Here is a 23,681-nt window from a genome sequence, read left to right as displayed (position 1 = left end):
CCGTTGATTATCTATAGGTTAATGATATCGAAAAGGTAACGCTATGTACGATAACCTGAAAAGTCTGGGTATTACCAATCCTGATGAAATCGATCGTTACAGCCTCCGGCAGGAAGCCAACAACGATATCCTGAAAATCTATTTCCAGAAGGATAAGGGCGAGTTCTTTGCCAAAAGCGTGAAGTTTAAATACCCGCGCCAGCGCAAAACTATTATTGCCGATGGCGTAGGACAGGGCTACAAAGAAGTGCAGGAGATAAGCCCCAACCTGCGCTACGTGATTGATGAATTAGATCAACTCTGCCAGCGAGATCGCACCGAAGTGGATCTGAAACGTAAGATCCTCGACGACCTGCGTCATCTGGAATCGGTAGTGACCAATAAGATCGGAGAAATTGAAGCCGATCTGGAAAAGCTAACCCGCAATAGATAGTCCTGTAAGGGCCGGCTTCCCGGCCCTTGATAGCGCTGACAAAGAAGGAAAAAGCGTGGTTTTTCCTTCTTTGTGATCGATTTGCCGAAAATCAACAACCTGATTTTCCAGTTTTTCAGGAAGCCAGGTTCAGAACCTTGCAAATCATAAGCTTTGCCCTCTGTCTGAAGGGCCCGGTTCCCTGCCCTTTCCTACTGTTGCTCATCGAGCTGCAAAGCGATATATAACAGCAGCCGATCGTCGAAATTCCCCAGATTCAGCCCGGTAAGCTCAGAGATACGGTTAAGCCGGTACTCAAGCGTATTGCGGTGAATAAATAACGCTTTAGACGTAGCCAGCGGCTGCACGTTATGCCGAAACCACGCGCTTAAGGTCCTGCGCAGCAGGCCGTTGTTGTCCATCGCTTTTAAACGCGCCAGCGGACGAGCCAGCTCATTCGCCTGCCAGCCGCCACGCAGGCTGTCGAGCAGCACGGGCAACATCAGATCCTGATAGAAATAGCTGCGGCTTTCCGGCATGCGCTGCTTACCGACCATCATCGTGGTGCGAGCGGTGCGCCAGGAGCGGGCAATGCTGCCGGAGCCGGTGAAATAGTTACCGAGCGCGACGCGAAAACGTAGCTGGCCGTTCTCTTTCATGCGGCTGATAAGCTGTTCTACGCGCTTGCGATGATCTTCAGCATCCCAGCGCCCAAACTGATTCAGCGCGGGCTTTAACACCACCATTTCCGTCAGAGAGACGATGGCGATCAGGTTATTGCGTTCGGGAGTGGTAAGCGCGTTTTGCAGCTGCTGAAGCTCTTCCATGGCGCTGTCCACGCCAAGCTGGCCGCTGTCCACCTCCACGACCGCCACAACGCGGGGCTGATTGAGATCGATGCCCAGCCTCTGCGCCCATTCTGCCAGCGCCGGAGAGTGCTCTTCAGCCTGAATCAGGTTCATGACCAGCTCTTCACGCAGGCGGCTGTCCTGGGCCAGCAGGTGCATCAGGCGGGACTGCTCAAGCATCATCTCTGCGGTCATACAGACCAGCTCGCCATATTTACGCAACGAATTCGGCTCGCCCGTCAGGCCAATTACGCCGACGATTTCGCCATCGATACGCAGCGGCAGGTTGATCCCCTGGCGCACGCCGTGCAGATGCCGGGCCACGGCGTCATCAATATCCACCACGCGCCCCTGCGAGAGCACCAGCAAGGCTCCTTCATGCAGCTCACCGATACGCTCTTTATCACCGCTGCCGATAATGCGTCCACGGGCATCCATCACGTTGATATTGGTGTCGATAATGGTCATGGTGCGCGCCACAATATCCTGCGCCATTTTAGTATTAAGGTGCCAGCCAGCCATTGCTTCCTCTCTCAGTCGTGCTGATGGCCCAGCATAGGCGAGACAAAGCGCCTCGGCATTGTGCAAACGCCCAAAGCATCGGGCAATAATGTGGAGTTGTGGAAAGGTTCACAAAAAAGGGCCGCAAAAGCGGCCCTGATTCTGATGGCAACCCTCGCGGCGTTACAAACGTTAAAGGGCGTCGTCATTCAAAAAACAAGGAAAATCAATTTATTGCTTTTCGGCTGCTCGTCACAAAGGAGGAAAAACCACGCTTTTTCCTTCTTTGTCAGCAAACCGAGGGCCGCAAAAGCGGCCCTGGCTACGTGGAAGAACTTAATCCGCAGAGGATTATTACTGCATCAGCAGATAAATAGTGGTATCGCCACGCTGAATGTTGAGCGCCATCACCGACGGTTTGGTGTCGAGGATTTTGCGCAGCTCAGCAATATTATTCACCGGCTGCTGGTTCACGCCGATAATAATATCGCCTTTTTTCAGGCCGATACGCGCAGCCGGGGTGTTACCCTTCACGGAATTAACCACCACGCCTTTCTCATCTTTACCGCTGCGGTTGCTCATTTCAGCGCCTTCGATGCCGGTAAAGATGGTGGAGGAGTCCACCTGCGTCTGGCTGCTCTGCTGCAGCTCCAGATTCACGGAAACCGGCTTGCCGTCGCGCAGCAGGCCGAGGGTGATTTTGCTGCCAACCGGCATGGAGCCAACTTCTGCGCGCAACGCTGCAAAGCTGCTGATAGCTTTACCGTTCATGGAAACCACCACGTCACCGGCCTTCACGCCCGCTTTCGCGGCGGAAGAGTTAGGCATGACCTGGCTTACGAACGCGCCGCGCTGAGCATCAACCTTCATGGCTTTTGCCAGCTCGGAGTTCAGCTCGGTGCCCATAATGCCCAGCTCGCCGCGCTTAACCTGGCCGTACTGCACCATCTGCGCGGTCAGGTTTTTCACCATATTGCTCGGGATGGCAAAGCCGATACCGATATTGCCGCCGTCCGGGGCAAGAATTGCGGTATTAATCCCGATCAGTTCGCCGTTCAGGTTAACCAACGCCCCGCCGGAGTTGCCGCGGTTAATCGCCGCATCCGTCTGGATGAAGTTTTCATAGTTTTCGATATTCAGGCCGCTACGGCCCAGCGCCGAGACAATCCCGGAGGTCACGGTTTCGCCCAGACCATACGGGTTACCAATCGCCACGGTGTAATCCCCCACGCGCAGGGCGTCGGAATCGGCCATTTTAATCGCCGTCAGGTTTTTCGGATCCTGTAACTGCACCAGCGCGATATCGGAACGCGGGTCTTTACCCACGACTTTCGCTTCAAATTTGCGGCCGTCGCTCAGGGAAACCTGAATTTTAGTCGCGTTATCGACAACATGGTTATTGGTCACGACATAGCCTTTGGCGGCGTCAATGATGACGCCTGAGCCAAGCGCGGCAAATTTTTGCTGCTGCGAGCCGCCGCCAGCCCCGCCGTCCGGGCCGCTCTGACAGAATGGAGAGCTCTGGAACGGAGAGCCTTCCTGGCAGAACGGTGAATTATCGCCGAAGAATTGCTGGAAGTTCCGCCCCATACGCGGCGTATTTACCGTAGTGCTGCCTTCAACGTTAATACTCACCACCGACGGCATCACTTTTTCAAGCATGGGCGCAAGGCTCGGAAGCGGTTGCGTGGAAGATGCAGAAGAAGCCGTCTCAGCGGCGATGGCGGACACTGGTCCCAGCGCCAGACCCAGGCTCAGAGCCAGCGCACTCATTGCTAAAGTGGTTTTTTTCATGTCTTCAATCTCAAGTTATAAGTCACGCATAATTGCTGTGCAGGTCTATATAGAGTGGCGTTACAGCGCTTAGTTCCGCCCATAACTCACTGGAAAAAGTAAAAAATTATTGTTCGTCTTTACAAAACTCAACGAGACGCTATTCCACCGCCATCAGCCGCCGGTACTCATCCCAGGCGTATAAATCCGTCATGCCGCTGATGTAGTCCTGAATCAGTCGACAACGGTAATAATACTCACGGACTGCAAACTCCGCGCTTGCTGGCGATAAGTTGTTCACCGCTTCGATATAAGCAAGGCGGTGCCTGGTTGATAATTTATGATATAGCCGCGTCTCAATGGGCAGACGACGTAAGCTCTCTTTTTCCACCAGTTCAGCAAAATCCTCACCGGACATATTGAGGAGCGGGCTGTAAATTTCAAGTAAGCCGCTGATGACCCGATAGCCCTGCAGTTCCAGCTGCTCCACTTCAGGATGGCTGAAGACCTGCCGTACCGCTACTTGCTTATAGAGTTCAAGCAGCCGCGCGTACGGGCTGTCGTCCTCCAGCAGGGCATGGTTAAACTCGCCCGTATAAATCTGCGGAAGGTTGTCGATAAAACGCTGCGCCGCATAAGGGACAAGCTGATTTAACGTATTGACCCGCAGATACATAAAGAACTGATCTTCAGTGCTGCGGCGCATCTGGTTGGTGCTGGATTTGCGCCACGCCTCGTTAACCACTTTTTCAAACAGATCGCCCTGCTTGCGCTCGCCCCAGGCGACGCAGAGATGCTGGTAGAGCTGCTCGACGCTGAAAATATTTTTCTCCACGGCATCTTCCAGATCCGCCACGCAGTAAGAGATATCGTCCGCCGCCTCCATAATCCACGTCAGAGGAAAACGGCTGAATTCACCCAGCTGCAGCTCGGCGCGCAGCTGCCTGATATAGCCCTCTTCTGAAAGATAAAAGCCGGGTTTCTTCATCAGATAGGCGTGGCTTTCCGGCGGCTTGCCGACAAACCACGCGGGACGAGTATATTTCAGGATGCAGCCCACCTGCGCCCAGGTCAGATTCATACGCAGCAGGCTGTGAACCAGACGAATGCCCTGCGCGTTACCCTCAAACTGACAAAGATCCTGGCGCACGTTACGGCGCAGCTCGTTCAGGCTCTCCTCCCCTTCCCGCAGCCGCAACGCGTTAACCTTACAACGATCGTCGCTACGCGGCTGGCTTCCGGCATCTGCTGGAAAGAGCCGCTGGCGAAACCAGTCATTAATAGCCGACTCACCAAAATGGCCGAAAGGCGGGTTACCAATGTCGTGCATCAGACAGGCCATTTCGACAATGCTTTCAAAGGGGCCGGTCAGCTCGTTGAGGCCATATTTTTCGAGAGACTGCTGCTCTTTAAGGCGGCTGAGCACTTCTTTGGCAATGTAGCGCCCGACCTGCTGGACCTCCATGGAGTGCGTCAGACGGGTGCGTACGGAAGCGTTACGCTCAAGCGGAAAGACCTGCGTTTTCTGCTGCAGGCGGCGAATGGCCGGGGAATTGATGATCCTGCCGCGATCGCTCTCAAAGATGCGCAGAATTTCATGCTCATTTTTGACTCCTTCAGGCGATCGGAAACGGCGGTGCCAGTTAATTTTCTTGCGGAAATCTAGTTCGCTCATGCCCTCTCCTTCGCCCAAATCAAGAGCGGATTAATTCCTTGATGCTTGCCATGATAGACTATGCATCCTAACTAACACGATTGCGAGTATCTCTATGAAAGCAGGCATTATTGGTGCAATGGAAGAAGAAGTTACGCTGCTGCGTGACAAAATCGAAAGCCGTCAAACGCTGAAAATTGCGGGCTGTGAAATTTATACCGGCACCCTGAACGGCGTGGAAGTGGCGCTATTAAAATCCGGCATCGGTAAAGTCGCGGCGGCGCTGGGCGCAACCTTATTGCTGGAGCACTTCAAGCCTGACGTAGTGATCAATACCGGTTCCGCAGGCGGTCTGGCCGCAACGCTGAAAGTAGGTGATATCGTGGTCTCCGACGAAGTTCGCTATCACGATGCAGACGTCACCGCGTTTGGTTATGAGGTTGGGCAGCTTCCCGGCTGTCCGGCGGGTTTTGCTGCCGATGAAAAACTGATTGCCGCAGCCGAAGCCTGCATCAGCGAGCTGAACCTGAACGCGGTGCGCGGCCTGGTCGTCAGCGGCGACGCTTTTATCAATGGTTCCGTAGCGCTGGCGAAAATCCGCCACAATTTCCCGCAGGCCGTTGCGGTAGAAATGGAAGCCACCGCCGTGGCGCACGTTTGCCACAACTTCGGAACGCCGTTCGTGGTAGTGCGCGCCATTTCTGACGTGGCCGATCAGCAGTCCCACCTGAGCTTCGACGAGTTCCTGGCGGTAGCGGCTAAACAGTCCACGCTGATGGTTGAAAATCTGGTGCAGAAACTGGCTCGTGGTTAACAGAACGCTCTGGCGCGGGATAAGCGCCTTTCTGTTTGGCTTACCGTTGCTGCTGTGCGCCGCGCCGCGGGTTATCTCCCTGTCGCCCGGCAATACCGAGCTTGCCTTCGCGGCCGGTATTACGCCGGTGGCGGTAAGCGCCTGGTCAGACTATCCGCAGGAGGCCAAAAAACTTGAGCAGGTGGCAAACTGGCAGGGCATGAACCTTGAGCGCATAGTAGCGTTAAAGCCGGACGTGGTTCTGGCATGGCGCGCCGGGAATGCGGAGCGTCAGGTTAACCAGCTAGCGGCGCTCGGGATAAAAATCGTCTGGTTAGATCCCACAACTATTGAAGAGGTGGTTGCAGCCCTGCGCCAGCTCGGAAAATACAGCCCAACGCCTGAAACCGCGAACGAAGCCGCCGATAAACTGGCCGCCGACTTCAGGTCGTTGAAGTCCCGGTACGCGCAAACGGCGAAGAAAAAGGTGTTTCTGCAGTTTGGTCAGCATCCTCTTTTCACCTCCGGGAAGGATTCGCTGCAGAACGAAATCCTGACGCTGTGCGGCGGAGAAAATATTTTTGCCGATAGCCGCGTTCCCTGGCCGCAGGTCAGCCGTGAGCAGGTGCTTACCCGTAAACCAGAGGCTATTATCATCACGGGCGATGCAGGCGACATCCCGCCGGTGCAGCAATTCTGGCAGACCCAGCTAGCCATTCCGGTTATTGCGATAAATGATGACTGGTTTAGCCGTTCGGGCCCGCGTATTATCCTCGCCGCAAAACAGCTCTGCACCGAGCTGGCAAAATAATAGCGTCTTGATCTGAGGGTAATACATGCTGGTCTACTGGCTGGATATTATTGGCACAGCGGTCTTTGCTATCTCCGGCGTACTGCTTGCCGGAAAACTGCGTATGGATCCGTTTGGCGTGCTGGTGCTGGGCGTTGTGACAGCCGTAGGCGGGGGAACGATACGTGATATGGCGCTGGCGAATGGCCCGGTATTCTGGGTAAAAGATCCGACAGACCTGGTGGTGGCGATGGTTACCTGCCTGCTGACGATCCTGCTGGTGCGCCAGCCGCGCCGCCTGCCGAAATGGATCCTGCCGGTACTGGATGCCGTCGGGCTTGCCGTTTTTGTAGGGATTGGCGTCAATAAAGCCTTTCTGGCAGGCGCCAGCCCGCTGATCGCCATCTGCATGGGCGTGCTGACCGGCGTTGGCGGCGGGATTATTCGCGACGTGCTGGCGCGTGAAATCCCCATGATCCTGCGGACGGAGATTTATGCCACCGCCTGTATTATCGGCGGCATTGTGCATGCTACGGCGTTCTACACTTTCAAAGTCCCCTTAAATCAGGCAAGTATGATCGGCATGGCGGTCACGCTCACGATACGTCTGGCGGCGATCCGCTGGCACCTGAAACTGCCCACCTTTGCCCTTGAGGATAAATAGCGGACATAAAAAAGCCGGGTGAATAAACCCGGCTTTTTTTATCGGCGGTTAGCGCTGTGCTTACCCGCCCTACGATAATCAGAATTTGTAGGGTGGATAAGCGATAGTGCCATCCACCGCTTTTCAATCACACGCTGAAGGAAGAACCACATCCGCAGGTGCTTTTCGCATTCGGGTTAGTTACCACGAAGCGCGAACCTTCCAGACCTTCCGTATAATCCACCGCGCCGCCTACCAGATACTGCAGGCTCATCGGGTCAACCACCAGCGCGACGCCCTGCTTCTCGATGGTCATGTCGCCGTCGTTGATCTGGTCATCAAAGGTGAAACCATACTGGAAGCCGCTGCAACCACCACCGGTGATATAGACGCGCAGCTTGAGATTCGGGTTCTCCTCATCTGCGATCAGGCTTTTTACTTTTTTGGCTGCGGCTTCTGTAAACTGCAGCGGCAGCGCTACGTCATCACTCATTTTTTGCTCCCAACGAAATAAGAAATCGGGCAAAGATTAACCCGATCTTTAGGGCCATTATCTAATACCCGAGTAAATCGTTCAAGTATTCTCCCCGACCGGGGTCGGCGGAGCCTTCGCCTGCTTTTCGGCTTCCTGCTTAGCAAGCGTCCGCGCCAGTATCGAGGAGTACAGCGGTTTACCGCCGAGAAATTGTGCCAACAGCGTCGCGCCAAGGCAGGTAATAATCATTGGCAAAATGAGCTGATAATTGTCAGTCATTTCCAGAACCAGCACGATACCTGTGAGCGGCGCCCGCACCGATGCGGCAAACAACGCGCCCATTCCGGCGATAGCAAAAGTCCCCATATCAAGATGATAAGCCGGGAACCAGGCGGCGCACGCCATGCCGAATGCCGTGCCAAGCAACGTGCCCAGCGCCAGCATAGGCGCAAAAATCCCCCCCGGCGCGCCTGAAGAAAAGCATAAAAGCGTGGTAATAATGCGCGCGATAAAAATAAACAGCAGCATGCCGACGGTATAATTCCCCGCGGCGGCAATCGGGATCAGGTTAAAGCCGCCGCCCGCCGCTGCCGGCTGGATAAGCCCTAATACGCCGCTAATGCCGCCTAACAGGCCGCCGATCAGCACCCATTTTTTAATCTCACCGCCGTGAATACGCTGAAACATATCCTGCGTCCAGAACACCAGCGAGTTGAACAGCACGCCTACCACACCGAATACCATGCCTAACACCAGATACAGCCAAAGCGTATTAACGGGAGCATTAGAAAGTTTGCCCACGGCGATTACCGCGTTTTCGCCGTTAAAAATACGGAAAACCACGCTCGACATAATCACGCCGATAAAAACCGCTTTAATCGAAATCAGGTTATAGCGAAACTGCGGGCGCATCTCTTCGATGATGAACAAAATGCCCGCAAGCGGCGCGTTAAACGCCGCAGAGAGCCCGGCAGCGGCGCCCGTTGCCAGTAAAGAATGGCGAGCTTCCGCCCCACGCAGGCGAAAAATATCCAGCACCATGCGACCGATGTTACCGCCCAGCTGCACCGTTGGGCCTTCGCGGCCCAGCACCATTCCCGCGCCAAGCGTGCCCATGCCGCCGATAAATTTCACCGGGATCACCCGCCACCAGCGCACCGGCCGTAGTTCCTCCAGCGCGCCTTCAATCTCGGGTATGCCGGACCCGCCCGCTTCCGGCGCAAAACGGCGCACCAGATAGTAGCCGACCATCGCTAACAGCACCGAGCTGATAAAGGCCAGCGGCCAGACGATGAGGGAATAATCCGCCACGTGCGCCAGCATCGCCAGGCGGTTTTGCTGCACCCAGATAACGGACTTTTCGAAAGCAACGCCAACCAGCCCGGCCAGCGTCCCGACGATAGCCGCCATAAACAGAATCGCCACCGGCGTTTTGTCCCGGCGCATCAGGCGGCGCACCATGTCGCCCCTGCGCAATCGTATGGCCTGCTGTGCTTCATAAGAAGGATGGGAGGGATTCATGTTTATAATCATTTATAAGTAATACAAATCGAACAGGCATTCTACCTGCTCCTTCCCTGAGGGCAAAACTTTCATAACACCGGACGTTTCCCTTAGAATAGTTCGTTGCCACTCTTTCCAAGCACCAGGAGCCGTTTCATGAGTAAGTCACAAAATCTGTACGCTGCCGCCCGCGAAGTCATCCCAGGCGGGGTGAACTCGCCGGTACGTGCTTTCACCGGCGTCGGCGGCGTACCGCTGTTTGTTGAACGCGCGGACGGGGCTTACCTGTTTGATGTCGACGGCAAAGCCTATATCGATTACGTGGGGTCGTGGGGCCCGATGATCCTCGGCCATAACCACCCGGCTATCCGTAACGCGGTTATTGAAGCGGTGGAGCGCGGCCTGAGCTTTGGCGCGCCAACCGAAATGGAAGTAAAAATGGCGGAGCTGGTCACTGAGCTGGTTCCGACGATGGATATGGTCCGTATGGTGAACTCGGGAACGGAAGCCACCATGAGCGCCATCCGCCTGGCGCGCGGCTTCACCGGCCGCGACAAAATCATTAAATTCGAAGGCTGCTATCACGGCCACGCCGACTGCCTGCTGGTAAAAGCCGGTTCCGGCGCGCTGACGCTGGGCCAGCCGAACTCGCCGGGCGTGCCTGCGGACTTCGCAAAACATACCCTGACCTGCACCTATAACGATCTCGCCTCAGTACGCGAAGCCTTTGAGCTGTATCCGCAGGACGTGGCGTGCATCATCGTTGAGCCGGTCGCGGGCAACATGAACTGCATCCCACCAGAGGATGACTTCCTGCCGGGCCTGCGCGCGCTGTGCGATGAGTTTGGCGCCCTGCTGATCATCGACGAAGTAATGACCGGCTTCCGCGTGGCGCTTGCCGGCGCGCAGTCTTATTACGACGTTGAGCCGGATCTGACCTGCCTTGGCAAAATCATCGGCGGCGGTATGCCAGTGGGCGCGTTCGGCGGCCGTCGTGAAATCATGGACGCGCTGGCACCGACCGGGCCGGTTTACCAGGCGGGTACGCTTTCCGGCAACCCCATCGCCATGGCCGCGGGCTATGCCTGCCTGACAGCGGTTTCCCAGCCGGGTATTCACCAGACGTTAACGGAACTGACGGAAATGCTGGCCGATGGCCTGCTGCGGGCGGCGAAGGAGGAAAATATTCCGCTGGTCGTCAACAACGTTGGCGGCATGTTCGGCCTGTTCTTTACCGATGCGCCAACCGTCACCAACTATAAAGACGTGATGGCGTGCGACGTCGAGCGCTTTAAGAAGTTCTTCCACCTGATGCTGGAAGAGGGCGTGTACCTGGCGCCGTCGGCGTTTGAAGCGGGCTTTATGTCCGTTGCGCACTCGAAGGAAGATATTCAGAAAACCATCGACGCTGCGCGCCGGGTATTTGCGAAGCTTTAATTTTGAGCGTAGCGGTGGATGGCGCTTGCGCTTATCCACCCTACCTTCAGAAACGCAGGCCGGCTAAGCGCCATCCGCCACAACTAGCGGCTCTGCTTACGCAGCAAATAGACGAAATAAGGCGCGCCGATAAAGGTCGCCAGCAGCCCGGCAGGCACCTGATCCGGGAACAGCAGCATCCTTCCGCACCAGTCCGCAGCCACCATCAGCGCCCCGCCCAGCAGCGCAGCCATGATTAACTGCGGCATCGCGCGGCGGAAGCCGAGCATGCGCGCGATATGCGGAGCCATCAGCCCGACAAAACTCAGCGGCCCGACGGTAAGCGTCGCGGCTGCGGTCAGGGCGGCGGCCAGCAATAACAGCCCGAATCGTGAAGGCGTAAGCGCCATGCCTACCGCACGCGCGGTTGCGCCGCCCAGCGGCAGAATCGTCAGCCAGCGGCGGCACAGCGGCGTCAGCGCAAACAGCACGACCATCAGAACCAGCGTTTTCACCGCCTGCTCGCCCGTCACGCTATAGGTTGAGCCGGAAATCCAGGTGAGAATGCCCGCCATGCGCGGATCGCCGCTTGCCATCAGAAGCATCAGCAGCATGGTAAAGGCGGTGCTGAGCGCCATCCCCGCCAGCAGCATGCGCTGCGGGGAAAAGCCCCCGCGCCCTGCCGCCACCATAATCACCAGCAGAGTAGCCGCCGCGCCCAGGCTCCCCGCCGGGAACAGCCAGCCGAAGGCGTCGCCCGGCACGATAAACAGCATGATCACCACGCCGAATGCGGCGCCGGAACTGATCCCCAGCACTTCCGGGCTCGCCATCGCGTTACCCGTCAGACGCTGAATCACGCAGCCCGCTACGGCCAGCATCATCCCGGCGGTAAGCGCTGCCAGCATGCGCGGCCAGCGCCACGGCAGCAGGTCATGGAACATTTCTCCGGTGACCCAGTTCCAGCCGTGCGCATCGCGTCCCAGCGTCAGGGCGGTAACAATCACCAGCGCCAGCAGGCCGCCTGCAGCCAGCGCCCACCAGCCAGGATGCTGCCGTTCGGCAGGCACGCTATCGCCCGCGTTCATGGCAGGCGTGCCCACGGTGCGCAGGCGAGGCAGCAGCCACAGCAGCAACGGCGCGCCGATTAACGCAGTGACTGTGCCGGTCGAGATTTCACGCCATGCGCCTGTCAGCCAGATAACGGCCTGGTCCGAAAGCCAGAGGATCAGCGCGCCAATCAACGGCGCGAGAAACAGACGAGTCACCAGACGACGAGCGCCCAGCATTTTCGCCAGCAAAGGTGCAAACAGGCCGATAAAGCCGATAATACCCACCGCGTTTACCAGCAGCGCGCTGAGGGCGATGGCGAGAATTAATGTCGCAAGGCGTACCAGAGAGAGCGCCAGGCCAAGGTTGCGCGCAACGCCATCGTCGAGGCCCATCAGCGTCAGCGGGCGCAGCAGCAGCAAAGTTAGCAATAATCCGCCGACCAGACGCGGCCACAGGCCGTTGACGATACTCCAGTCCTGCTGGTTCAGCGCGCCCGTGCTCCACAGGAACATATTCTGCAGCTGGTCGTGATGGAAGATGGCCAGCAGCTGGTTTACGGCGCCGCAGTACAGGCTGAGCACCAGGCCTGCCAGGATAAGCGTCACCGGCGACAGCCGCTTGCCCCAGGCTACGCCAAATACCAGCAGGCCAACTACGCCCGCGCCGATCAACGCAGCAAACTGTTGAGTCTCAAAGCCGCCCGGAAGCGCCCATAATGTCGCGACGGTCACGCCCAGCTGAGCGCCGCTCGCTACGCCCAGCGTGGTTGGCTCTGCCAGCGGATTTCGCAGCACCTGCTGGAATAACACGCCGACCAGCCCCAGCCCCGCGCCAACCAGCAGCGAAATCGCCAGCCGTGGCAGCAGGCTATAGTGAAACAGCATCTGATTGATATCGTCGATATTGGGCCGCCACCAGGCTTTAGCCCACTGCGCCGAAGGTAGCTGCGCGTTCAGATTGTGCAGCGTCAGCGCGCAGGCGACGACAAACAGCAGCGACAGCAGCGCGGCAGGAAACAGAACATGAAGACGTCTCACGCAGCGCTCCCTACGGCCTTTGCCAGCATTTTAGCGAAGTTCATGGCGGAAAGCGTCGCGCCGTATAACCACACGGCCGGCACGCGCTGGAAACGGTGCTGGCGGACAAACGGCATTGCTTTCCATAACGGCGTCGCCATCACTTTTTCCATTTCGGCGTCGTTGTTGTGATCAAAACAAATCACATCCGCGTTTTTAATCGCCGCAAGCCGTTCAAGCCCGACAATCGCCGAGCCCCAGAAATTGGTTTCGCCGTGCCAGGCATTTTTCACGCCCAGCAGATCCATGACTTCCTGAAACAGGCTGTTTTGCCCGACGATTAACGCATGGCGCGGATCGAGCAGGGTCATCAGCAATACCGGACGATCGCCTCGCTGCGCAAAGCGCGGTTTCATCTCCGCAATGAATCGATCGAAATGGGCCAGATGATCTGTTGCCGCCTGCTGCATGCCCAGCTTTTCACCCAGCTCGATCAGCGAATGGCGTGCCACGGTCAGCGGTTTGCCCGAGCCATCGTTAAAGTTAAAACCGAGCCCTGGCGCGATGCGGGTCATTTTCTCGGGCGAAGGTCCGTAACCGGCAGAATAGAGAATCAGCGAAGGTTTAAGCTGCGTAAGCAGTTCCAGATTGGGCTCGGTGCGCAGGCCAACGTCGATGACGCCTGCCGGCAATGCAGGCTCGCCTACCCAGGCGCGATAGTTGTTCATATCGGCTACCGCCATCGGCGTGACGCCAAGCGCAAGCATCAGCTCGGCGGGCAGCCATTCGAGGGCGACGATACGATGAGGATCGATGGATGCCGCGCGAGCGCTACCCATCCTGAATAAGAGTGGCGATAACGCCAGCGCCGTCACAAGCTGGCGACGGCTAATTGATGGGTTAATCAGCTCAGACATCAGTAAACAAAGCTCACCGGCGCAGCACCCTCAGGATGCTGCAGAATGCCCATCGGAATGCCGTAGATATGCTCCAGCGTTTCGCTTTGCATTATCTCCGCCGGGCTGCCCTGCGCAATCATTTCCCCGCCGCGCAGGGCGACCAGACGATCGCAATAACGAGCGGCCATATTGATATCGTGCAGAACGGCAATCACCGTTAAGCCGCGCTGCTGGCTCAGGCGACGGATTAACGCCAGCACGTCAACCTGATGGGCGATATCCAGCGCGGAAGTGGGTTCATCCAGCAGCAGGCAGCGGCTGTCCTGCGCCACCAGCATGGCAATCCATACGCGTTGACGCTCGCCGCCGGAAAGGCTGTCCACCAGACGATGGGCAAAAGGCTTCAGCCCAACTTGCGTAATGGCGTCCTCCACCCGCTCCCTGTCCGCCACGCCAAAACGCCCCAACGCGCCGTGCCACGGATAACGGCCAATGGCTACCAGCTCGCGTACCGTCATCCCTTCGGCAGCCGGCAGCTGCTGCGGTAAATACGCAACCTGACGGGCAAACGCCTTACTGCTCCAGCTTTCGAGCGGCTGCTCGTTTAAGCGAATCTCGCCCTCCGTTGGCTTCTGATGCCGACCAAGCATTTTCAGCAGCGTGGATTTCCCCGAGCCATTGTGCCCAATCAGGCCGGTGACTTTGCCGACCGGAAAGGTGAACGACAGCGGATGGAGTAACGTACGGCCGGGCACGCGGAAGGTGACGTCAGTGAGGCTAAAGGTAGTGTCTGGATGGGAGCGTTTGTCGTGCATGGTAGCCCAACTTGTTGAAGGGCACGGCGAACCGTGCCCGAAATTTGCTGACAAAGAAGGAAAAAGCGTGGTTTTCCCTTCTTTGTGGTTAACAGCCGAAAATCAATAAACTGATTTTCTCATGCGGTCAGAAGCGGAAAGTCGCGGTGGCAACCACCTGCCGTTCTGCGCCCCAGAAGCAACCATAAGTCTGGAAGCAGCTGGCAACGTATTCACGATCGAGCAGATTGTTAACGTTCACCGCAATGCTTGAGCCATTCAGACCGAAACGACCCAGGTCATACTTGACCACGGCATCCATCACAGCAGCGCTGCCCACTTCGAAGGAGTTCGCCGGATCGCCGTAGCTTTTACCAATGAAACGACCGCCGGTACCCAGAGTCAGACCGCTCAGCGCACCTTCATTAAAGGTGTAATCACCCCACAGGGAAGCCATGTGCTCTGGCACCTGTTCTGGCGTGTTGCCTTTCAGCGTGGTGTCTTTGGTGTATTCCGCATCGGTATAGGTATAGGAGGCGGTAACGTTGATATTGGCATTGAGGGCCGCTTTCGCTTCCAGCTCAACGCCACGGGCGCGAACCTCACCGGCCGGTACTTGGTTGAGGGCGTTAGCGGGATCTGCCATCAGCGTATCGGATTTGGTCAGCTGATAAACCGCACCTGTAATAACCACCGGCAGATCTTTCGGCACATATTTCACGCCAGCTTCGTACTGCTCGCCTTTAGAAGGCGCATAGGCAACACGTGGTGTGCTGTACAGGCTAAATGCGTTAGGTTCGAAAGACTGGCTATAGCTAATGTATGGCGAGATACCATTATCAAACAGATAGTTAAGCCCACCACGCCAAGTAAACTGGCGATCGTTACGATCGATATAGCCATTATCAGCACGAACGGTTGTCGCTTGTTTAGACCAGTCGTAGCGCCCACCAAGCGTCAGAACCCATTTGTTCCATTCAGCCTGATCCTGCGCATATACACCTGTTTGCTTGCTTTCGTTCATCTGGTAAGGCACTGCATCACCAAAATCAACGGCATCCATGGATGTCAGGTTGTTCAAATCAAGCGCCGGAGCATTACCGAATAACGCGCTAATATCATTACGCATACGCGAGTAATCGATGCCAGTTAACAGGGTATGATCGACTTCTCCTGTTGCGAATTTGCTTTGCAGTTGGGTGTCAACGCTAAAGTTTTGCAGGCGTTCGTGGTCAACTACGGTTCCACGGCCTAAATAATGAGCCTGCTGCTCCGGTGTCATTGCCTGACAGTAAGCGTTGAACGAATTCATGCTGTTGTTACATAACCCGGTACCGTAAGCGCTCTGTTGAGCAACTTTCATCTCAGAGAAACGCAGATTCTGACGCACGGTAAAGGTGTCGTTAAAGCCATGTTCGAAGCTATAACCGACCATTTTCTGGTTACGTGAATAGGTGTTGTTCGTCGCGCCTTCGTTGTAACTGGTCGGCAGATGATCGCCGTTTGGCAACGGCTCAACCGTGCCTTCTTTTGGTAACCAGCCGTAATAGCCAGTTTCAGGCTCATTCTGGAAATAAGATAAGAAGGTGAAATTAGTCTTATCATCCGGACGCCATGAGAAAGAAGGAGCAATGGCATAACGTTGCGACTTCGCATTATCCTGTTGCTCATTGCCTGAACGAGCAACACCAGTCAGACGGTATGAGTAAACGCCATCATCGTCCAGTGCGTCACTAAAGTCGAAACCAGTCTGGAACAGGCTGTCTGTGCCCATCTTGAACTGTATTTCATGCAAAGGTTCTGTCGTTGGGCGTTTACTGACCATAGAAACGATGCCGCCAGGACTGCTTTTACCGTACAGCACGGAGGTCGGGCCACGCATCAGTTCTACGCGCTCCAGCATGTAGGGGTCAATGACAGCGTCGTTGTAAAAATCGCCCTGCATTTTCAAGCCATCCAGATAGTTATTCTGGTTCAGGCCAACAGAAGAGAAACCACGGATCACCACGAAATCATACGTGTTTGAGGCACCGCGGCTGCTTACCGTTACGCCTGGCGTATAACCTAATGCTTCCTTTACCGACTGGAATTGATGCATCTGCATCTCTTCATTGGTCACGACAGAAATCGACTGAGGCGTCTTTTCAATCGGCGTATCAGTTTTGGTTGCGGTGGCAGTCCGTTTAGCCGCAATCGTCGGCGCCGGTCCCCACGCGCTTTCCTGAGGAGCTGCGGCAGAAACGGTAATAGTCTCTTCTTTAGTGCTGGTGCCGTCAGCTGCGAATACCGTACCGCTAACGCCACTCACGGCGGCGGCAACAAACAGAGCAAGTTTGCAAAGAGGGATGGTGGCTGGCAGACCTTTATATGAACGCGCCATAGTGGATTCTCTGATGGAATGATGAATGATAACGTAAACGATAATTATTATTATGCCCGCAGGATTTTAGACGAAACGGAAAGCGCATAGCAAGCGGATCGCGCCCCTTATGGGCTAAAGGAATGATAATTAACCAGAGGGACTTTCAGGGATTAACATAAAAGAAAAACCCCCGCTACATCCGGGGGCTTTGTGTAACCAACAGCGCAGATTAGTTACTGCCGAACATGTCCTTAATCCAGCCTGCAACGCCATCGCTCTTCTCCTGCTGCTGAGGCTGTTGCTGCTGCTGTTGCTGCGGCTGAGGCTGTTGAGACTCGCCGGACGATTGATCGAACGGATTATTCATCTGCTGTTGCTGCAGGCTTTGCTGGCACAGCGCATCCGGGTTGGTTGTCCAGACAGGCAGAGTACGAGTCGCACCGCCTGCGCACTGGAAGTTGCCCGCGTCATCAATCCCCATATCGACGATATCTTCCGGAGCCGTTAACGTCAGCGGAATTGGCGTCTGGTTGGCCAGATAACGCTGATAAAGGGCCATCGCACCACTCGCGCCGTACAGCTTAGTCGGCTGGTTGTTATCACGGCCAACCCAGGTGATGGTCACTTCTTTACCGTCAATGCCCGCAAACCAGGTATCCACGTTGTTGTTGGTGGTGCCCGTTTTACCGGCCAGATGCAGGTTAGGGTATTTGCCGCCCAGCGCACGCCCTGTACCACGGTTCACTACCTGCTGCATGGTATAGAGCGTCATGTACGCCGCCTGCGCAGGCACAGCCTGCTCCGCCTGTGGGTAGCTCTGATACAGCACGGTGCCATCTTCTGCAATTACCGAACGCAGCGCAGAAAGCGTGGCGCGGTTACCGCCGCTGGCGATAGTCTGGAACGCCTGCGCGACCTGAATCGGCGTCAGGTTCAGCGCGCCCAGAATCATCGCCGGCACCGGATGAAGCTGATCTCTCGGCACGCCCAGTTTTGTCCAGGTTTCCGTCACGGCCGGCAGGCCAAGCGCCATCCCCAGGTTTACGGTTGGCACGTTCATGGAGCGGGTTAGCGCATCCACCAGCATGACCTGGCCGCTAAAGCGACGATCGTCGTTCTGCGGTGACCAGACCTGGCCGTTCGGCTGACGCAGGGAGATCGGCGCATCCGCAATCCAGGTATTCAGGCGATAGGTGTCCGGCTGGCTTAACGCCGTCAGATAGGTCGCAGGCTTCGCCAGTGAACCGATTGAACGACGCGCCTGCATCGCACGGTTGAAACCTGCAAACTGGGTTTCCGCCCCGCCGACCATTGCGCGCACTTCGCCGGTATAGCGATCGACAATCACCATTGCCGCCTCAAGATCTTTCAGTTTGCGTGAGGCGCGCAGTACCGGTACGCCTTCGCTAACCGCCTTTTCCGCCGCATCCTGCGAAACCGAGTCGAAGGTGGTGAAGATCTTCACGCCGGAGAGATCTTTTACCTTATCGCCCAGCTTCGCCTGCAGCTCGTTACGCACCATCTGCATGAACGCAGGCTGCGGTGTAATTACCCCGCCGCGCGGCTGCACGCCAAGAGGACGGGCGCTCAGCATATCGTACAGCTCCTGATCGATAACCTTCTGCTCCTGCAGCAGGCGCAGCACCAGGTTGCGGCGCTCCAGGGCCAGTTTCGGGTTGCGCCACGGGTTGTAGATCGACGCCCCTTTCACCATGCCCACCAGCAGCGCCTGCTGATCGAGGCTCAGCTCCTCTACCGGACGGCCAAAGTAGTACAGGCTCGCCAGCGGGAAGCCGCGGATTTCATTATCACCGCTCTGGCCGAGATAGACCTCGTTCAGGTACAGCTCAAGAATGCGATCTTTGCCGTAGCGGGCGTCCATGATCAGCGCCATGTACGCTTCGTTCGCCTTACGCCAGTAGGTTCTTTTACTGGTGAGGAACAGGTTTTTCACTAACTGCTGGGTCAGCGTACTCGCGCCCTGCACCGTGCGCCCTGCCGTCAGGTTCGCCAGCATTGCGCGACCAATGGAGTAGAGGCTGATACCGTCATGCTCATAGAAATGACGATCTTCGGTGGCGATAAGCGTGTCGACCAGCAGATCCGGGAAGCCCGTGCGCGGCACAAACAGACGCTGCTCGCCGTTCGGCGATGACAGCATGGTTATCAGGCGTGGATCCAGGCGGAAGAAACCGAAGCTGCGGTTATTGTCCATGTTCTGGATCGACTCCAGACGATCGCCGTCAAACACCAGGCGGGCGCGGATCTGCCCTTCCTTGCTGTCCGGAAAGTCAAACGGGCGACGAATCATCTCGATGCTGTGGGCCTGCACGGTAAACTCGCCCGGACGCGTCATGCGCGTGACCTGGCGATACTGCGTGGCCTCCAGCAGATTAACCATCTCTTTTTTGCTGTACGGCATGTCTGGCTCAAGGTTCACCATGCGGCCATACACCGCCGCCGGAAGCTGCCAGACTTTGCCGTCGATGCGGCTGCGGATCTGCTGGTCCAGGTAGACGCCGTAAATCACAAACAGCACCACAAAGACGACAAACAGCTTCACTAAGATCCATAGCCAGCGGCGTTTTTTGCGCGGCGGACGGCCGTTACCGCCCCCTTTCCCTTTACGTGGCGGCATCGGTTCCTCGTCATCGTAGTCATCGGCGTAATCGTCGTCATACTCTTCTTCCCTGAGCCGACGACGGCTTACCTTCGCTTGTGTGGGACGTTTAGGTTTTCCTTTACGTCCAATAGGTTCGCGGTCATTCCCCGCCATTGCTTTCTCCACCAAAAATGAGGCGCACGGCCTGATTCTCCTTTCTTCCGCCGATGACGGAAGAAGAAATCTCTCAAAGTCACTGATACTTTTTGGTACGCCGCGTCGGCTGCGCCGTTGCCGGCGAGTCCGGCCAGACATGCTTCGGGTAACGTCCCTTCATCTCTTTTTGCACCTCCCGGTACGTCCCGTTCCAGAACGCGGTTAAATCGCGCGTAATCTGTAACGGACGCTGCGCGGGAGAGAGCAGCTCAAGCACTAACGGCACGCGTCCTTCGGCAATCACCGGGGTCTGCGCTTCACCAAACATCTCCTGCATGCGCACCGCAAGCACGGGTGGATTCTCTTCGTCGTAGCGGATAGCAATCTGGCTTCCGGTCGGCACAGTGTAATGAGTTGGCAGCGCAGTATCCAGACGTTGGCGCATGCTCCACGTCAGCAGATTCTGTAACGCCCGGCTGATATCGATATTTTTCAGCGCGCGCAGCGAGTGTACGCCGGCCATTTCCGGCAGCAGCCAGCTATCCAGCTCCCGCAGCAGCGCGTCGTCGCTCACATCCGGCCAGTTATGTTCAGGCAGCCATTTTGCCGCACATGCCAGGCGAACGCGTAACTGCTGCGCCCGGGCAGACCAGTTCAGCACGCCCAGCCCACGGTCGCGAATACCGTTTAGCATCGCCTGGTGCAGTTCATCTTCAGAAGGTTTTGCCAGCGGCTGGACCTTTACTACCAGTTGACCAATCTGCTTGCGGCGAAACGCTTTCAGCGTTCCCTGCGCGTCGTCCCATTCGACGGAATCGCTTTGGGCCAGCAGCCCGGGCACGCTTGCCACCAACGCGTCGATATCCAGCGGCAGCGCCTGAAGCATGCGCGCATCCGGCGTCTGGCTGCCCTGCAACAGCAGCGGGGCTAGCAGCCATTCATGGCGGGTCAGCGCATCGTCCTGATTTACCATTGCGCCTATGCCGTTCGCCAGCTGGTAGCGCCCGTCCTGCCCGCGCCTGCGGGCGATGCGATCGGCAAACGCCTGCGCAAGCAGCGGGCCTGCCAGCTCGGGATCGGCCTGCCCGCCCCGGCTGTTCAGACGTTTAAGCAGCTGGTTTGCGCGCTGCTGCCAGTTTTCCTGACGGTGGCCAAACGCATTGCGCAGATCGCTCTCCTGCCCACGCGGCGGTTCTTCGAGGATGGCGATAAGGCGCGCAGCCGTCGCCTGCTCATCAGGCGTGCTGGCCGCAACCAGCATAGCGGCAAAACGCGGATCGGTGCCGAGCTGCGCCATTTTTTGCCCCGCAGGCGTCAGGCGATTTTGCTCATCCAGCGCGTTAAGCTGCCGCAGAAGCTGTTGCGCCGCGTGAAGCGTAGCCGCTGGCGGCGCATCCAGCCAGGTCAGCTGCTTCGGATCCTGACAACCCCACTGTAAAAGCTCAAGCCACAGGCCGGAAAGATCGCTTTGCAGAATTTCTGGTTCGCTCTGCGCGGCCGCACGTTCAGCCTGCTCAGCGCTGGTGAGATGCAGGCAAATACCCGGCTCAAGTCGCCCGGCCCGCCCGGCGCGCTGGGTCATGGAAGCCTGGCTGACGCGCTGCGTGACCAGCCGCGTCAGCCCGGAGCGCACGTCAAAACGCGCTACGCGTTCAAGCGCGCAGTCAACGACCAGCCGGATGCCTTCAATCGTCAGGCTCGTCTCGGCGATGTTGGTCGCCAGCACCACTTTACGTGTGCCGGACGCTGCCGGAAGAATGGCTTTGCGCTGCTCGCTGAGCGACAGGGCGCCGTATAAAGGACAAAGCTGCACATCGCTCGCGACGCGTTCCTGAAGCTGTGTCTGCACGCGCTGAATCTCCCCCACGCCCGGCAGGAACACCAGCAGCGAGCCTGCTTCTTCGCGCAGCAAATTTGCCACGGCAACGGCGACGGCTTCGTCGAAACGCTGATGCGCAGCAAGCGGGCTGTAGCGGCGCTCAACCGGATAAGCTCGGCCTTCGGAGCTGATAACCGGCGCATCAGGCAGGCATTTTTGCAGGCGCTGGTTATCAAGCGTGGCCGACATGATCAGCAGTTTAAGATCGTCACGCAGCCCCTGCTGTACATCGAGCAGCAGCGCTAAAGCGAGATCGGCCTGCAGGCTGCGCTCATGAAATTCATCGAGGATCACAAGCCCAATGCCGTTAAGTTCGGGATCCTGCTGGATCATGCGGGTCAGGATCCCTTCGGTCACCACCTCAAGCCGGGTAGCGGGCCCGACGCAGGTTTCGGCGCGCATGCGGTAGCCCACGGTTTCGCCGGTTTTCTCACCGAGCAATTCTGCCAGCCGCTGCGCGACGTTACGCGCCGCAAGACGACGCGGCTCCAGCAGCAGAATGCGCCCGTTTATCACGCCGGATTTAAGAATCTGCAGCGGCAGCCAGGTGGATTTTCCCGCGCCGGTAGGCGCGTTGAGCAGCGCTTGCGGCGAATGTTTAAGCGCGTGAAGAACATCGGGTAACACCGCAGCGACCGGTAATGACGACACAAACAGCTCCAAAGAGTTAACATACGCAGTCGCGCATTGTAGCATCCCGCAAAACCTTAACCGAGAGACAACTATGGCCGACACTCGCCGACTGTTCTTTGCCCTCGATATGCCCGCCGGGGTGCAGCAGCAGATTGTTCACTGGCGCGCCGAAAATTTCCCCGCAGGTGCCGGACGGCCCGTCGCGGCGGCAAACCTGCATCTGACGCTCGCCTTTCTGGGCGACGTGAGCGCCGAAAAGCAAAAAGCGCTCTGCCAGCTTGCCGGACGTATTCAGCAGCCCGCTTTTACGCTGACGCTGGATGATGCGGGGCTTTGGGTCCGTTCACGGGTTGTCTGGCTCGGCCCGCGCCATGCGTCGCTCGGCCTGATCCAGCTCGCCAATATGCTGCGCGCCCAGGCGGCGCGGAACGGCTGCTATCAGAGCCCGCAACCGTACCATCCGCATGTGACGCTCTATCGCAACGTGATCCAGTCCGTCGCCATCCCACAGCCCAACTTTCGCTGGCAGTTCAACGTTGAAGAGTTTGTGCTTTACGAGTCCGCTTTCTTCCAGGGACGCACCCGCTACCGGCCGCTGGAGCGCTGGCCATTACGTAATAAGGAAGAGTAGATGCAATTTACCCCGGCGCTACAGCCCGCCACGCTCATTAAACGCTACAAACGCTTCCTGGCGGATGTCATCACCCCGACGGGCGAATTGCTGACGCTTCACTGCCCTAACACCGGTGCTATGACCGGATGCGCAACGCCTGGCGATACCGTCTGGTATTCAACCTCAGCAAATTTAAAGCGTAAATACGCCCATACGTGGGAATTAACGCAGACGCAAAACGGCGACTTCATCTGTGTGAATACGCTGCAGGCAAATAACGTTGTTAAGGAAGCGCTAAGGGAAAATCTGCTTCCGGAATTAAGCGGTTACACAAAAATCCTCAGCGAAGTGAAGTACGGCGCGGAACGCAGCCGTATCGACTTTATGCTGCAGGCGGATAACAAAGTTAACTGCTATATTGAAGTGAAATCAGTCACGTTATCCGCACAGGGAAGCGGCTTTTTCCCGGATGCCGTCAGCCTTCGCGGGCAGAAGCATCTGCGGGAATTGATGAGCGTGGTCATGCATGGAGAGCGCGCGGTGCTGCTGTTTGCGGTGTTACACTCCGCTATCGCTAGCGTCTCCCCGGCACGCCACATCGATGCAAAATATGCGCAACTTTTGTGCGAGGCGCAGGAATGCGGGGTAGAAATAATTGCCTGGCGGGCAGAACTTTCTGCCGGCGGGCTTACTCTAACTTCGCCGTTGCCTGTCTGTTTATAACGTTTCATTTATAAAGAGCAGTTAACGTATTGTATGTTTTGTGTTCCGGCCGCTCGCGTAAATACGCTTTTCTTCACAGGGTTGTCAAGAGAGGAATTTATATAATTGCCATCCTGAAAAGCATCTGCTATTTATAGCGGCCT

19 protein-coding genes are annotated in these 23,681 nt (G+C 57.0%); 8 read left to right on the top strand and 11 right to left on the bottom strand.

Going from position 1 to position 23,681, the window contains the following annotated elements; genetic code table 11:
• Positions 1 to 43 precede the first annotated feature (43 nt).
• Positions 44 to 433, top strand: a complete 390-nt coding sequence (locus tag WLO31_RS03595; protein ID WP_435929143.1) for a DUF3461 family protein — start codon at positions 44 to 46, stop codon at positions 431 to 433.
• Between the two features lie 191 nt (positions 434 to 624).
• Here WLO31_RS03595 and WLO31_RS03590 read toward each other — a convergent pair whose 3' ends face one another.
• Positions 625 to 1,782, bottom strand: coding sequence for a CdaR family transcriptional regulator (locus WLO31_RS03590; RefSeq protein ID WP_435929142.1), 1,158 nt, complete (start codon positions 1,780 to 1,782; stop codon positions 625 to 627).
• 98 nt (positions 1,783 to 1,880) lie between these two features.
• Between WLO31_RS03590 and WLO31_RS03585 the strand changes: the two genes are divergently transcribed.
• The gene (locus WLO31_RS03585; protein WP_435929141.1) at positions 1,881 to 2,138 is read left to right on the top strand and encodes a hypothetical protein; all 258 of its coding nucleotides are present in this window, start codon (positions 1,881 to 1,883) and stop codon (positions 2,136 to 2,138) included.
• Here WLO31_RS03585 and degP read toward each other — a convergent pair.
• Together degP and dgt are read right to left on the bottom strand one after the other, a co-directional pair.
• Positions 2,116 to 3,555: a serine endoprotease DegP gene (gene degP / locus WLO31_RS03580; RefSeq protein ID WP_435929140.1), complete on the bottom strand. Its 1,440-nt coding sequence runs from the start codon at positions 3,553 to 3,555 to the stop codon at positions 2,116 to 2,118. The genes WLO31_RS03585 and degP overlap by 23 nt on opposite strands.
• Before the next feature lie 139 nt (positions 3,556 to 3,694).
• On the bottom strand, positions 3,695 to 5,209 hold the full coding sequence (gene dgt / locus WLO31_RS03575) for a dGTPase (protein WP_435929139.1): 1,515 nt from the start codon (positions 5,207 to 5,209) through the stop codon (positions 3,695 to 3,697).
• Between the two features lie 94 nt (positions 5,210 to 5,303).
• On the opposite strand from dgt, the gene mtnN reads away from it, so the two are divergent.
• From mtnN to WLO31_RS03560, 3 genes are read left to right on the top strand one after another with little or no spacing between them, the layout of a single operon-like run.
• Positions 5,304 to 6,002, top strand: a complete 699-nt coding sequence (gene mtnN / locus WLO31_RS03570) for a 5'-methylthioadenosine/S-adenosylhomocysteine nucleosidase (RefSeq protein WP_435929138.1) — start codon at positions 5,304 to 5,306, stop codon at positions 6,000 to 6,002.
• Positions 5,995 to 6,792, top strand: a complete 798-nt coding sequence (gene btuF, locus WLO31_RS03565; RefSeq protein ID WP_435929137.1) for a vitamin B12 ABC transporter substrate-binding protein BtuF — start codon at positions 5,995 to 5,997, stop codon at positions 6,790 to 6,792. Before mtnN ends, btuF begins: the two co-directional genes overlap by 8 nt.
• 25 nt (positions 6,793 to 6,817) lie before the next feature.
• Positions 6,818 to 7,435 (top strand): TRIC cation channel family protein, encoded by a 618-nt coding sequence (locus tag WLO31_RS03560; protein WP_435929136.1) that lies wholly within the window; start codon positions 6,818 to 6,820, stop codon positions 7,433 to 7,435.
• A 127-nt stretch (positions 7,436 to 7,562) separates the two neighbouring features.
• Here WLO31_RS03560 and erpA read toward each other — a convergent pair whose 3' ends face one another.
• On the bottom strand, positions 7,563 to 7,907 hold the full coding sequence (erpA, locus tag WLO31_RS03555; protein WP_271121901.1) for an iron-sulfur cluster insertion protein ErpA: 345 nt from the start codon (positions 7,905 to 7,907) through the stop codon (positions 7,563 to 7,565).
• 81 nt (positions 7,908 to 7,988) lie between these two features.
• Positions 7,989 to 9,410 (bottom strand): H(+)/Cl(-) exchange transporter ClcA, encoded by a 1,422-nt coding sequence (gene clcA, locus WLO31_RS03550; RefSeq protein WP_435929135.1) that lies wholly within the window; start codon positions 9,408 to 9,410, stop codon positions 7,989 to 7,991.
• 138 nt (positions 9,411 to 9,548) lie between these two features.
• Between clcA and hemL the strand changes: the two genes are divergently transcribed.
• Positions 9,549 to 10,829: a glutamate-1-semialdehyde 2,1-aminomutase gene (gene hemL / locus WLO31_RS03545; protein WP_435929134.1), complete on the top strand. Its 1,281-nt coding sequence runs from the start codon at positions 9,549 to 9,551 to the stop codon at positions 10,827 to 10,829.
• A gap of 83 nt (positions 10,830 to 10,912) precedes the next feature.
• Here hemL and fhuB read toward each other — a convergent pair whose 3' ends face one another.
• The 6 genes from fhuB to hrpB all read right to left on the bottom strand — a co-directional run bounded on the left by fhuB (position 10,913) and on the right by hrpB (position 22,220).
• Positions 10,913 to 12,898: a Fe(3+)-hydroxamate ABC transporter permease FhuB gene (gene fhuB, locus WLO31_RS03540; RefSeq protein WP_435929133.1), complete on the bottom strand. Its 1,986-nt coding sequence runs from the start codon at positions 12,896 to 12,898 to the stop codon at positions 10,913 to 10,915.
• A complete protein-coding gene (gene fhuD / locus WLO31_RS03535; protein WP_435930499.1) occupies positions 12,895 to 13,785 on the bottom strand; it encodes a Fe(3+)-hydroxamate ABC transporter substrate-binding protein FhuD in 891 nt (296 codons plus the stop codon). The genes fhuB and fhuD overlap by 4 nt, the downstream gene beginning before the upstream one ends.
• A gap of 8 nt (positions 13,786 to 13,793) precedes the next feature.
• On the bottom strand, positions 13,794 to 14,591 hold the full coding sequence (gene fhuC / locus WLO31_RS03530; RefSeq protein WP_435929132.1) for a Fe3+-hydroxamate ABC transporter ATP-binding protein FhuC: 798 nt from the start codon (positions 14,589 to 14,591) through the stop codon (positions 13,794 to 13,796).
• 127 nt (positions 14,592 to 14,718) lie between these two features.
• Positions 14,719 to 16,950 carry a ferrichrome porin FhuA gene (gene fhuA, locus WLO31_RS03525; protein ID WP_435929131.1) on the bottom strand — a complete coding sequence of 744 codons (2,232 nt, stop codon included), beginning with the start codon at positions 16,948 to 16,950 and terminating at the stop codon, positions 14,719 to 14,721.
• A 211-nt stretch (positions 16,951 to 17,161) separates the two neighbouring features.
• Positions 17,162 to 19,708 (bottom strand): bifunctional glycosyl transferase/transpeptidase, encoded by a 2,547-nt coding sequence (gene mrcB / locus WLO31_RS03520; RefSeq protein ID WP_435929130.1) that lies wholly within the window; start codon positions 19,706 to 19,708, stop codon positions 17,162 to 17,164.
• Between the two features lie 79 nt (positions 19,709 to 19,787).
• Entirely contained in the window at positions 19,788 to 22,220 is a 2,433-nt protein-coding gene (gene hrpB, locus WLO31_RS03515) for an ATP-dependent helicase HrpB (protein ID WP_435929129.1), read from the bottom strand.
• Between the two features lie 73 nt (positions 22,221 to 22,293).
• Here hrpB and thpR point away from each other — a divergent pair, with 73 nt between their 5' ends.
• Entirely contained in the window at positions 22,294 to 22,833 is a 540-nt protein-coding gene (gene thpR, locus WLO31_RS03510) for an RNA 2',3'-cyclic phosphodiesterase (RefSeq protein WP_435929128.1), read from the top strand.
• Positions 22,834 to 23,538, top strand: coding sequence for a DNA/RNA nuclease SfsA (gene sfsA, locus WLO31_RS03505; protein ID WP_435929127.1), 705 nt, complete (start codon positions 22,834 to 22,836; stop codon positions 23,536 to 23,538).
• Positions 23,539 to 23,681: the final 143 nt, after the last annotated feature.

It is taken from the genome of Dryocola sharpae (assembly GCF_051307055.1).
GTDB lineage: Bacteria > Pseudomonadota > Gammaproteobacteria > Enterobacterales > Enterobacteriaceae > Dryocola.
Note: the sequence above shows the minus strand (reverse complement) of the source record. Positions and strands in the feature narration are given on the sequence as shown.